At 55.7% G+C, this 12,928-nt stretch carries 9 protein-coding genes; 7 read left to right on the top strand and 2 right to left on the bottom strand.

Annotated features, from left to right (window positions below; genetic code table 11):
• Positions 1-64: 64 nt before the first annotated feature.
• The 3 genes from Poly51_RS09365 to Poly51_RS09350 all read left to right on the top strand — a co-directional run bounded on the left by Poly51_RS09365 (position 65) and on the right by Poly51_RS09350 (position 5,862).
• Positions 65-274, top strand: coding sequence for a hypothetical protein (locus Poly51_RS09365; protein ID WP_146456589.1), 210 nt, complete (start codon positions 65-67; stop codon positions 272-274).
• 861 nt (positions 275-1,135) lie between these two features.
• A complete protein-coding gene (locus Poly51_RS09355) occupies positions 1,136-4,363 on the top strand; it encodes a DUF1553 domain-containing protein (RefSeq protein WP_146456585.1) in 3,228 nt (1,075 codons plus the stop codon).
• Between the two features lie 14 nt (positions 4,364-4,377).
• Positions 4,378-5,862, top strand: a complete 1,485-nt coding sequence (locus Poly51_RS09350; RefSeq protein WP_146456583.1) for a DUF1501 domain-containing protein — start codon at positions 4,378-4,380, stop codon at positions 5,860-5,862.
• Between the two features lie 126 nt (positions 5,863-5,988).
• Here Poly51_RS09350 and Poly51_RS09345 read toward each other — a convergent pair whose 3' ends face one another.
• Both Poly51_RS09345 and Poly51_RS09340 read right to left on the bottom strand, forming a co-directional pair.
• Entirely contained in the window at positions 5,989-7,437 is a 1,449-nt protein-coding gene (locus Poly51_RS09345) for a sigma-54-dependent transcriptional regulator (protein ID WP_146456581.1), read from the bottom strand.
• A 144-nt stretch (positions 7,438-7,581) separates the two neighbouring features.
• Positions 7,582-8,385 (bottom strand): sensor histidine kinase, encoded by an 804-nt coding sequence (locus Poly51_RS09340; protein ID WP_246114375.1) that lies wholly within the window; start codon positions 8,383-8,385, stop codon positions 7,582-7,584.
• A 275-nt stretch (positions 8,386-8,660) separates the two neighbouring features.
• On the opposite strand from Poly51_RS09340, the gene Poly51_RS09335 reads away from it, so the two are divergent.
• The 4 genes from Poly51_RS09335 (at position 8,661) to Poly51_RS09320 (ending at position 12,744) form a co-directional block, all read left to right on the top strand.
• Positions 8,661-8,987, top strand: coding sequence for a hypothetical protein (locus Poly51_RS09335; RefSeq protein ID WP_146456577.1), 327 nt, complete (start codon positions 8,661-8,663; stop codon positions 8,985-8,987).
• Between the two features lie 279 nt (positions 8,988-9,266).
• Positions 9,267-10,769 (top strand): circularly permuted type 2 ATP-grasp protein, encoded by a 1,503-nt coding sequence (locus Poly51_RS09330; protein ID WP_146456575.1) that lies wholly within the window; start codon positions 9,267-9,269, stop codon positions 10,767-10,769.
• On the top strand, positions 10,762-11,715 hold the full coding sequence (locus Poly51_RS09325; protein WP_146456573.1) for an alpha-E domain-containing protein: 954 nt from the start codon (positions 10,762-10,764) through the stop codon (positions 11,713-11,715). Before Poly51_RS09330 ends, Poly51_RS09325 begins: the two co-directional genes overlap by 8 nt.
• A gap of 177 nt (positions 11,716-11,892) precedes the next feature.
• Positions 11,893-12,744 (top strand): transglutaminase family protein, encoded by an 852-nt coding sequence (locus Poly51_RS09320; protein ID WP_146456571.1) that lies wholly within the window; start codon positions 11,893-11,895, stop codon positions 12,742-12,744.
• The last annotated feature ends 184 nt before the right edge of the window (positions 12,745-12,928 follow it).

Below are 12,928 nucleotides of genomic sequence, written 5' to 3'. Positions count from 1 at the left end.
GAACTTACCATGCGGATTGTCTTTTTGTTCCCCTTTGTTACCTTTGTATTTGGAATTGAATCTCGTGAACAACAACTTGAATCGTAGGCTGCAATCGTTTTTCGTCGCCGCACTCTTGGTCGCCAGTCTGGGTATTGCTGGATGTGGCAAAGAGGTCAACTCGGTTGCCGAGCCGCCACCGAATTGGAAGCCAACGCCAGTCGGTGAAGACGATGCCTATAACGCAAGGATGGAAGCAGAGATGAGCGGTCAGGCAACTGAGGCAGATCAGTAGAGCCAGCGATGATCGATGATCGATGAACAGCAAAACAGTTCGTGAACAATTAGTCAGCGACGGTCTTTATCAGGGTCAATCGTAGATTCCAAATTCGTTTTGGAATTCCCTTTTCGTGGTGATGGTGTGTGGTCATGGACCACCTCCCGAACCCCCGAAATTTTGGCATGGCGAAGGGTGTTTCGCGATGTTTACTTGTCGCGACTGCTGACTCGGATGCTGCTGGGATTGCTCAGTGAGACGCAACAGGTTCTGTGGAGACACAACCTGCCAGAGATAGTTGAGTCGATGGTGCATCAGTGACTACCCTGTGAGCGTTTGAGTTGGTGACGACTCAGACGCTCGCTTTGTTTTGTCATTGCTGGTCTTTCTTCAGGGCGATTGCACGGGGACTTACCGGCAGAAAACGACTTTTCCATCTCGTCATCGTCCCGGCCGGCGGTAAGCCGCTTGTTTTTGATTCCGCACTTGGCCGTCTTCTCTTGATTGAGCAAGCTCAAGTGAACTACGGTTGTTGGTCCACGCAGAAATCCGTCGCGCGGCCCGACCGTTTCTGTCTATGTCGCGGATCGGCTTGTTGATTCGACGGAAACCCGACGTATTTGTTTTGGAGCAACTCACTGCGTCATCGAGTGAAGTTCGATCTTAGTTGATCCCTCGCTTGCGCAGCGGGTTACCGAAAAGACGAAATCGATAGGCGTCACGCGTGGGCGACCGGATCGCGACGCAAAAACGAAACTTGTTGTTGCCAGATCTGGAAAGAAAAAAAGTCCCTTAACGATAAGGTGTGTGTAAAGGGCACAGGTCATCAGGATTGAACGCCCATTTTCAATCTCGTTTGCCGCAAACCACTCATCAATCGTGACACCACTTTTATCAAACCCACCTACGTTTGCGAGTCCATCGGTGGTCGTTCGCGGCTTCGTTGTCGCGGGACTCACTCTGGTTCTTGCCACGGAAGCGAGTGCGTCTGCGCCGATTGATTTCAACCGAGATGTGCGTCCCGTTCTAGCTGAGAATTGCTTTGCTTGTCACGGACAGGACGGTGATAGTCGCGAAGCCGATTTGCGATTGGACCTTCGTGATTCGGCAATCGAATCTGGCGCGATCGAACCGGGCGATCCGGATGCAAGTGAGTTGGTTGCAAGAATCGTGACCGACGATGCTGACATCGTCATGCCGCCGCCGGACAGCCACAAGTCGCTGACGCCGGACGAGCGGGAGATGCTAGTTCGATGGGTCGCCGAAGGCGCTGAGTACGCGAAACATTGGGCATTCGTTCCGCCGGTCAAAAAGCAACCGCCGGCGATCAGCATCGATGATCCGTGGCAAAAGAATCCGATCGACGCATTTGTGCTGGATCGGTTGCGTGAACAAGGGCTTGCACCGGCGCCGCCGGCCGACTCGCGTTCGTTGTTTCGGCGGCTCAGTTTTGACATCACGGGGCTTCCGCCGTCGATACAAGACACGAGCGATTTTGTAGAAGACTTTGCCAAACGCGATGATGCAGCGGTATCCGACGCGATCGATCGCTTGATGCAGAAACAAGGCTGGGGTGAACATCGAGCTCGATACTGGTTGGACGCCGCTCGGTATGCCGACACTCACGGCATGCACCGTGACAACTACCGCGAAATTTGGCCGTACCGCGACTGGGTCATCCGTTCGTTCAACGCGAATCAGCCTTTCGACCAATTCACGATCGAGCAACTCGCCGGTGATCTACTGCTTTCGCCAACGATCGATCAATTGACGGCGACGGGATTCCAACGCTGCTCGATGACGACCAACGAAGGTGGAACGATTGCGGACGAGAACATGGCTGCGTACGCGTCCGATCGCGTTCAAACTTTCGGGTGGGTGTACTTGGGTTTGACGACGAATTGTGCCCAGTGCCACGATCACAAGTTCGATCCGATTAGCGCGAAGGACTACTACGCATTGGCGGCCTACTTCCGCAACACGACCCAACCCGCAATGGATACGGATCAAAAAGACGGCGGTGGCCCATTCGTTGCCATCCCGTCCGCCGAGGACATCCCAAGATGGGAAGTGATCGACGCGGAGCTGGAAACGGCGAGCGAACAGCGACAAACCCGTCAGAGTGCTAGCACCGACGAGTTTGTCAAATGGGAGTCCACTTTGACGCCCCAGTCCTTCCGAGACAACGTTGCGGCGGATCCGATCGTTCAATTGCCGCTTCACGACGAAGCCGAAGAAAACCAGCGCGAATCATTTGCGAAGCTTAAGTGGACGGCCGATGACCGCTTTGGTACCGCGGCCCAGTTCAAAGCCAAGCAAAACGTTTCGTTAGGATCGCTTGGCGACTTCGCCATTGACCAACCGTTCTCGGTGGCCACGTGGTTTCGAAGCGACAATCCCCATAGCGGCGGTGCCGGCTTGGTGGCGAAGATGGATCTGGAAAACCACTACCGCGGTTGGGACGTCTTCCTTGCCGGTGGAAAGATGGCGATGCATTTGATCGATCGTTGGCCCGATGCAGCCATCAAGGTCACGACAAAGGATCGAGTCGTCGAAAAGGATCGTTGGCATCATGTCTGTATCACCTACGACGGTTCGGCGACCGCTGCCGGCATCCAAATTTACATGGACGGTAAGAAGCAGCTCACGACGGTCGACATGGAGACGATCGCGCCGGAGGGGAAAAAGTCAGATGATAGCGATTCCGAAAAAGCAGCTGTTAATATCCAGACCGAAACGCCGCTGAGAGTCGGTCAAAGGAGCACCGGCGACGTCCACAACGGATCGATCCGCGACGTCTACCTTTTCGATCGCGAACTTTCGTCCGAGCAGGCCGAGGATCTTGGAATCAGCGATCAATTGGCGACCATCATTTCCATTGCCAAAGGGGATCGATCGGAAAAACAGCAAGCGATGCTTCAGGAACATTTCCTCAATCGACACGACGCCGAATTCAATCGCTTGTCCGCGTTGATCGCCGACCTCGAGGCCGAGCGACAATCGATTCGGGACCGCAGCCCGATTTCGCTGGTCCAGGCCGAACGAAGCGGCCAGCCCGCGATGGCGAATATCTTGATGCGCGGCGATTACACGATGATCGGTGACCAGGTCGCTGCCGCGCCGCCGGAATCGTTGCATCCGATCGCGGACGACGCGCCGCAAAACCGCCTGGGCTTGGCGATGTGGACGGTCGATCCGACGAACCCGTTGACCCCGCGAGTGACAGTGAATCGGTTCTGGCAAGAAATTTTTGGTTCGGGCATTGTCACGACGACCGAAGACTTCGGCGTCATGGGATCTCCGCCTTCGCATCCCGAGTTACTGGATTGGTTGGCGATCGATTTTGTCGAAAACGGCTGGGATGTGAAACGATTCTTTAAGCAAATCTTGATGTCGGCGACGTATCGCCAAGCCGCCGTCACGACGGATGAAAAACGAGAGAAAGACCGCGACAATTTTTTACTTTCTCGCGGCCCGCGTTTTCGAATGGACGCCGAAGTGATTCGTGACTCGGCGTTGGCCGCCAGCGGGTTGCTGTCTCGCAAGATGTTTGGCCCGGGAACACGCCCCTATCAACCGGACAATTTGTGGAACATGGTCGGTCTAGGAGGCAGCAACACGCGTGACTATCAAGTCGACGAGGGCGCGGAACTTTATCGGCGATCAATCTATACGTTTTGGAAGCGAATGTCGCCGCCGCCGGGGTTGGAGGCATTCAATGCGCCCAACCGCGAAGTCTGCACGGTCCGGCGGGAACGGACGAATACTCCGCTGCAAGCTTTGGTGACGCTCAATGCGCCCGAGTACATCGAAGCGGCTCGCAACTTGGCACAGAATTCATTGAGTCAAACGGTGGATTCGAATGAAACGATCGAGCGAATCGCGTTAACGGTGCTTAGTCGAGCACTTCGACCGGACGAGACGCTCGTCGTGATGGCGAATCATGCCGCCTACGTCGAACATTTTTCGGCAAACCCCAATGATGCCAAGCGACTGATTGCCGTTGGTGATTCGGTAGCGGACGCTTCGATCTCGTCGACAACGCTTGCCGCCTGGACGATGACGTGCAACGAGATCCTGAACTTAGACGAAACGCTCAACAAGTGATTGCAGGAAATTTCATGACCCCATCCCAGATTGCCATCTCAAAACAGGCTGATCTGCTTCGGACGCGTCGCCAGTTTTTGGCCGGCGGAAAGCACCTGCTTGGGACCGCCGCGCTGGCGTCGCTGATGGGTGGCCCACGTGCGTTTGCCGACAGCCAGCCCACGGTTTCACCTGCGATGGGTGCCGTGCCGACTCATTTTGCGCCGAAGGCGAAGCGGGTCATCTATTTGCACATGGTCGGTGGTCCGTCGCAAATGGACTTGTTCGATTACAAGCCGGGGATGAAGGACTACTTCGACAAAGACTTGCCCGAGTCGATCCGCCAAGGGCAACGATTGACGACCATGACCAGTGGTCAATCGCGGTTTCCAATCGCGCCGTCAAAGTACTCGTTCAAGCAGTACGGCAGCAACGGCATGTGGATGAACTCGGAACTGTTGCCGTGGTTGTCGAAAAAGTCGGACGAAATTTGTTGGATGCGCAGTTTGCATACCGAAGCGATCAACCACGAGCCGGCCATCACGGCGATGCAGACGGGCAACCAGGTGACCGGTCGTCCGTGTCTCGGATCGTGGGCGTCCTATGGATTGGGTTCGATCAACGCAAATTTGCCGTCGTTTGTCGTTCTGGTGGCGATCCCCAGCAATCGGGAACAGGAGCAATCGATTTCGGCTCGGCTTTGGAACGCAGGCTATTTGCCGGGCGAGCATTCGGGTGTTTCTTTCCGCAGCAGCGGCGACCCGATTCTTTACATCAATAATCCGCCCGGCGTTCCCGATGGGCTGCGTCGGCGGTCGATTGAAGGCATCAACGCTTTGAATCGAATGAATTTAGAGGCGGTCGGCGACAGCGAAACTCATACGCGGATCCAACAATACGAAATGGCGTTTCGTATGCAGGCTAGTGTGCCGGAATTGACGGATATCGAATCAGAATCGCAAGCAACGTTCGACTTGTACGGTGAAGAAGCGAAGAAACCGGGCTCGTTCGCCAACGCTGCATTGATGGCGCGTCGCTTGTCAGAGCGGGGTGTGCGGTTTGTCCAGATCTATCACAACAACTGGGACCACCACGCCAATGTTGGTGGACGAATGCCAAGCCAGTGCAAGGATGTTGACCAACCGTGTTATGCCTTGCTGGAAGACCTGAGGCAACGCGGTATGTTGGACGACACGTTGGTGATTTGGGGTGGAGAATTTGGTCGAACCATCTACACGCAAGGAAAATTGACGACCGAAAATTACGGCCGCGATCACCACCCACGCTGCTTCACGATGTGGATGGCGGGCGGCGGAACGAACGCGGGCCAGATTTACGGCGAGACGGATGAGTTCTCGTACAACATCGTCCGCGACCCGCTGCACATTCGCGATTTTCATGCCACCGTCTTGAACCTGTTGGGCTATGACCACGAACGATTGACGTACCGTTTTCAGGGACTCGATCAGCGGTTGACGGGCGTCGAAGAAGCACGCGTGGTCCGCGAGTTGATCGGCTAGCGTGCCGACGTGTTGAAAAAGGGGGCTGACCTTCTCCGACGTTTCGAATTCACAATGTTGCAGCAACGTCTCCAAAGGGTCAGGCCCATTTTTCAGCAGGCTGCTAGAGTGCGTGGACGGAATTCGTTATGACTGCAACCCGAGATATCGGATGCGGTTTCGTAGGGTCGGGCGGCTGATGCCTAAGCGGGCAGCGGCTTCGCTGATGTTGTTTCCCGTCGCTTTGAGCACGCCTTGCAGCAGGACTCGGTCGACCTGATTGTGCATTTCGTCGCTAATGCAATGGGATCCGCTTTCGAGTAGACGGGCCAGTTCAAGAGATAGGTCATCGGTCCAGCTTTGTCGGCCCTGTCCATCGAGATCAACGCCGGACTTGGATTCGCCCAAGCCGATCGGCAAGAATGCGGGGACGATCAAGGGACCGCTGGCTTTGAGCAGCGTCTGCTTGACGACGCCTTGCAGTTCACGCACGTTGCCGGGCCACGTGTGCGACGTCAGACGCCGCATCGTTTCGGGGGCGATCGAACGGAAGTCTTTACCGAGTTGGTTTGCGAAGGTGCGAAAGAAGTAATCCGTCATCATCGGAACGTCATCGCCGCGATCGCGCAGCGCAGGCAATCGGATCGTGTACTCGTTGAGTCTATAAAACAAGTCGCTGCGGAAACTGCCATCGGCCATCGCCGCATCAAGGTCGCGGTTCGTGGCGGCGATGATTCTCACATCCGTCTTGATCGATCTGCTGCTGCCGACTCGCTCAAATTCTTTTTCCTGTAGGACTCGCAGCATCTTGGATTGCATCAGCGGCGTCATGTCGCCAATCTCGTCCAAGAATAACGTGCCGCCATTGCAGGTTTCAAACTTGCCGATCCGCCGCTGGTCCGCGCCCGTGAAAGACCCTTTCTCGTGGCCAAACAGTTCGCTTTCGAGTAGGTTTTCGGGGATCGCGGCGCAGTTGATTGCGTGAAAGACTTGGTCGTGCCTCTTGCTGTGTTGATAGATCGCGCGGGCGACAACCTCTTTGCCGGTTCCGGTTTCGCCAAGCACCAGTACGGCGACGTCTTGCGAGGCAACCCGGCCGATCGAACGAAACACTTCAACCACGGCCGGGCATTGGCCCAGAACTCGATCGCCGGCGGCATCGGTGTTGTTGGTGACGCGGTTATCGCTTAGCAGCACGGCAGGCAGTCGGGCCATGCGACTGGTTTCGATGGCCGAGTCGATCAGGGGCAGGATGTCATCGGGCTCGAAGGGTTTAGTAATGTACTCGAATGCACCGCCACTCATCGCACTGATTGCGATCTCGGCAGTGCCGTGTCCGGTCATCAGAATTACGGGAACTCGTGGGTCGAGTTCGCGAAATTCTTGCAGCGCGGCGAGCCCCGATTGCCTAGCCATTTGGATGTCCAACAAAACAGCGTCGGGTGCATGCTTGGCGAACAGCGATTGTCCATCGGCCGCGTTTTCGGCCGTGTAAACGCGGTAGTCGGGTTCGGGAAGGCAGAGCTTCATCACTTGCAAGATCAGCGGATCATCATCGACGACAAGAAGCGATGGAGCGGGAGCGTTGAGTTGCATGATGGTTGGGTAGCGGAAGTCGCGTCGATCTTCGACGTGATGGATGTTGTTGCCAACTCGATGTGTCAGCCGGGCGAGACTACTGGGCGCTTCACAAAAGTTTACGTTTAGTGCGTCATCAGTCGAAAGTCGTGGCCGCTTCCGTTACGGTTGCGCTGGTGCCTGGGCGACGGGAAAGATGACTGTGATCGTTGTTCCTTGTCTGGGTTCGGATTGCACATCGACGGCGCCGCCGTGTGAGCGGACGATGCCCAGGCTAGTGCTCAGTCCGAGTCCGGTGCCTTGACCGCGCGGTTTGGTGGTGAAGAAAGGGTCGAACATTCGCTCGCGAACTTCCGGCCCGATGCCACCGCCGGTGTCCGAAACGGCGATCGACAGGTACCGTCCCGCCGATAGAGTGACATACGTAAACGATCGGGCCGTTTCCAAGACCATCGACCGGCAGGCGATGCCAAGTATTCCGTTCGTTGGTTGTGGGGCGCCGCTGACTTCATTGTCGCTCATCGCGTCGCGAGCGTTAATGGCCAGGTTCATCACGACTTGGCTGATCTCTGTTGCGTCACCCATGATCGCGGGCAAATCGGCTTCGACGTCGGTTTCTAGTTCGACAAATTCGGGAAGAGTGTGTCGCAGAATAGCGACCACATCGGGAATGATCTGATCAACCTGCAATGGCACATGCTGACCTTCGCCGCCGCGAGCGAAGGTCAACAATTGCGAGATCAGGTCGGCTCCACGTGAAGCACTGGTGGTGATGGTTGCCAGCAACGCGTCGCGATCAATGTTAGTGTCTTTGCGTTGCAGCATCCGGCTGCTCATCAATATAGGGGTCAGCAGGTTGTTCAGGTCGTGAACGATACCGCTGGCGAGCGTCCCGAGCGATTCAAGCCGCTGGCGCCGCCGCTCGATTCGTTGCTGGTCGTTCTTATCTTCGACGATGCTGGTCAATGGGGTTCCTGGCGGTGGCGGAAGTCGTCCCGAATTTTGGCTCGATGGCAATGGTGGTGGCCGACGGTCTTGACGATTTCCGTCGCATGTGAGTATTGATGGCACGCGGATTGCGATGCTCGGTTTGTTTTACATTCTAGTGCCGCCGGGCGTTTGGCATCAGGCGGGCGGTTGCCTTCGGGTGGGGTTCTATGGTCGAAAGCAGTGGATTTGATTTCGAAGCGATGAAGCATCTGGTTCAGTCGGCCCAACGCCACTGGCGGGGATGTGAATGGATGACCTGTTTTGGACCAAGAAAACTGAATCTGGAGGGCATTCGTAGTGGCCAAGCCAGGCTGGCGGCCAACGCGACCCGCGGCGATGAAGCGACGTGCTGGGAAGCGGCGGTCACGTGGCTAAGCGAAGTCGAAAAAGATGCGGGGCAAGCTGCCGAACTTGCTGACAGGGCTTTTGCAGCCGCGGAACAGAGCCGATGGGTGGTCACGAGCGCCTTGCTGCGACAGGCCGAGTCATTGGAAGCGAAATATCATCAGCTCGATGGATACCAGCAGGTCCGCGAAGCATTCGAATGTTGGTTTGCTTCGCTCTCGCAGCCTGCGTGAACGTTGCCAAATGGGAGTCGCTAAGACTTTCAGCGGCAAACAACTTACCGGGACTGGAAAAAGTCTTTCCAATCCGATGTGGCGACGGGTGCCAGCCGAAAGAGATTCCTTTGCAAGAGAGGAACGCTCGTCGTGTTCCGTCGCTATGTTACGCGGCGTGCGTTTTGATTGTTGACGGAGGTCGCCAATCTTTTCGGTTCAAAAAATGGCGGCCGATAGTCTTGTCGACTTCCGCTACGCTTACGAACGCATCTTCTATTCACCCATGCGAAGTGACCAATGAAGTTCAAAGACTACCAGACCGACGGATTCTACGATGAACTGTTCGAGAAGGCCGGCGTTCCGCACGAAGCGGCCAAACCATTGGTCGCCAAGATTGAATCGCTTCCCAAGGGAGATTTGCACAGGCGACAACAAGCTGCCGAGGCGGCTTTCTTGCAGATGGGCGTCACGTTCACTGTATATGGTAGCGACGAAGGTACCGAAAAGATTTTTCCTTTCGACATTGTCCCCCGAGTCATTCAGCCCGCTGATTGGACACAGATTGAACGCGGGCTGAAACAGCGCATCGAAGCGCTGAACTTGTTCATCAACGATGTCTATCACGATCAAAACATCGTCAAGGACGGCATCGTACCGGGCGAGCTTCTGAATTCCGCCGATTCGTTCAGGCCGCAGTGCGTGGGGCTAACGCCGCAGCGTGACATTTGGATTCACGTCACGGGAACCGATCTGGTTCGTGATGACGCGGGAAAACTCTTTGTTTTAGAAGACAATCTGCGTTGCCCATCGGGTGTGTCGTATGTGCTGCAGAACCGCGAAGTGCTCAAGCGGACGTTCCCGAATGTGTTTGAATCGATGAACGTCCAACCGGTTTACGACTATCCCAACCGCTTGCTGGCGGCACTGCAGCATTTGGCGCCGGTGGGAGTAGCCGAGCCGACCGTCGTTGTGTTGACGCCCGGCATGTACAACTCGGCGTACTTCGAGCACGCCTACCTGGCCCAACAAATGGGTGTCGAACTGGTCGAGGGCAGCGATCTTGTTGTCCAAGATAACTTTGTGATGATGCGGACCACTCAAGGATTTCAAAGAGTGGACGTGATCTATCGCCGGATCGACGACGACTTCATTGACCCGAAAGTCTTTCGCAAGGATTCCTGTTTGGGCGTGCCGGGACTGATGGACGTGTACCGGCGCGGCCACGTCGCGCTGGCTAACGCTCCGGGCACGGGGATCGCGGATGACAAAGCGGTTTACGCCTACGTTCCGCAGATCATCAAGTACTACTTGAAACAGGATATGATCTTGCCCAATGTTGAGACGTTCCTTTGTGGTGAGCCCAAACAACTGAAGTACGTGCTGGCAAATTTGGACAAGCTGGTCGTCAAAGCGGTCAATCTTTCTGGCGGTTACGGAATGCTGATCGGGCCACACTCGACCAAGAAAGAACAAAAGGATTTTGCGGCCCAGATCCTTGCGAGTCCTCGCAACTTTATCGCTCAGCCAACCTTGAGCCTGTCGCGAGCGCCAACGATCGTTGACGACGACTTTGAAGGACGGCATGTCGATTTGCGTCCCTACATTCTTTACGGTGAAGACATCTTCGTCATGCCGGGTGGGCTGACCCGGGTCGCGCTTCGGAAAGGATCGCTTGTCGTCAACTCTTCACAAGGCGGCGGCAGCAAAGATACCTGGGTGGTCACGTCCAAAGAGGCTGGCTCGAGCCAAACGCAACCAACCAACTCGCAAACGCAAACCCAGGATGTAACCGATGCTTAGTCGAACCGCAGACGCCATCTATTGGTTGGCCCGCTACGTCGAGCGCGCCGAGAACGTCGCTCGATTCGTTGACGTGAATTTCACACTAGCGTTGGACTTGCCCAATGAGTCGGCGGCCCAATGGAAGCCGATGGTGCTAACCACTGGTGACGAAAGTGAGTTCACGGATCGCTACGAAGATTTCAGCGAGCAAAACGTCGTTCGATTTCTGACCTTTGATCGAGAGAACCCAAATTCGATCCTTTCATGCTTGTGGCAGGCTCGTGAGAACGCGAGGACGGTGCGAGACACGATCTCTTCCGAGCTTTGGGAGCAGGTCAATCACTTTTACCTGTTGGTCAAGAATGCGTCCAAGCGAGACGTGATTGATTCGTCGCACGAGTTTTTTGCCGCGATCAAACAGGCCAGCCACTTGTGTACGGGCATCGCCGATTCAACGATGTCGCACGGAGAAGCGTTTCAGTTCGCTCGGCTGGGCCGAACCCTTGAACGTGCCGATAAAACAGCACGAATCCTAGACGTCAAGTACTTCATGTTGTTGCCGACGTCGGATCACGTTGGGTCGCCCTATGACGCGTTGCTTTGGTCGGCGCTGTTGAAATCCGCCAGTGCGTTTGAGATGTATCGCAAACGTTTCCGCGCGATTCATCCGGATCGTGTGGTGGAATTCTTGATGCTTGACCCGCACTTTTCTCGTTCCATGCGTTTCAGCGTCAAGGGTGCCGAGCGTTCGCTGCGTTTGATTACTGGCGGCGACGAATCAGGGTATGCCAACCCGGTCGAACGAAAGTTGGGACAATTACGATCGGAACTCGATTACGCGGATGTCGACGAAATCCTTAAGGGCGGACTGCACGAGTACCTCGACGGTTTCCAAGGCAAGCTGAACGAGGTGGGTGGTGCCGTGTATGAAAGTTTTTTCGCGTTGAAGCCAGTGAAAGCGTAGCATAACAGCCTGTTGAAAAAGGGGGCTGACCCTTTGGAGACGTTGCTGAAACATTGTGAATTCGAAACGTCGGAGAGGGTCAGACCCCTTTTTCAACAGGCTCGGCCAACCCTATTTGACCTCCGCTTGCCAAATTGCTTGGCAGGTTCCGCTGCGACTCATCCCCCGAGCGATCTTGTGATCTTTCAAATCCACCATCGAATCACGTACCGCTACACGCGGCCGGTGATCGTGGAGCCGCTGACAATTCGCTTGCGACCTCGTAGCGATGGGGCCCAGCGGTTGTTGGATTATCGCTGTACGCTTTCGCCAATCCCTTTGCATTTGTGCGAGGTCGTGGACGTGTTTGGCAATGCGGCGATGCAAGTCTCGTTTAACGGCGTGCACTTGGAAGTTTGCGTTGATATCGATGCTCGTGTGGAAACGCTGCGGACGCACCCGTTCGACTACCTGTCACTTGACGAACGGGCCACGAATCTGCCCGCGGTTTATGACAGGGAAGTCGACAAAGCTCTAGCGGCTTACCTTCACCGCGCCGGATCCGATCCCGCGATCGACCAGTGGGCTGCTTCACTATCCAACTCGCTGGGCAATCAAACGCAGTCGTTCCTGTTGCAGGCCACCGAGAAGATTGCTCGCGAATTTGATTCATCAAATCGCTACGGGGGTCCGCCGCTTTCACCTGCCGAGACCTTTGCGTCGAAGCGTGGTGCATGTCGTGACTTGGCGGTGCTATTCATGGACATGTGTCGGTCGCAAGGAATTGCATCGCGGTTCGTTAGCGGCTACGTCCACGAGCCTGGTCGCATTGGAACTTCGGAATTGCATGCGTGGGCCGAGGTCTATTTGCCGGGGGGTGGTTGGCGCGGCTACGATCCAAGCCGGGGAATCGCAGTGTCCGACCAGCACATTCCAGTCGCCAGCGGACCCGAACCACCGTGGGCGGCCGCTACAGAAGGTTGTTACATCGGTGCCGCGTCCGAATCGACCATTGAATACGAAGTGAAAGTTGAATCGGTCGTCACATAGACTCTCGGCATTTCGTTAGTTGTACTCGCCGAAAGTTTTGGCGACGTCCGCTGTGTTTGGACTTCGTTGGGATAGCTAAATTCGTAGCGATCGGCATGAGATTCGCATTCGTTGGTGACTGGTTTGCCGACCTTGGTGAACCACCTTTGACCGGTCGGCCTTCTGACGGGTTCTTTTGGCATGC

It is taken from the genome of Rubripirellula tenax (genome assembly GCF_007860125.1).
Lineage (GTDB): Bacteria > Planctomycetota > Planctomycetia > Pirellulales > Pirellulaceae > Rubripirellula > Rubripirellula tenax.
This window is presented reverse-complemented; position numbering and strand designations above follow the sequence as displayed.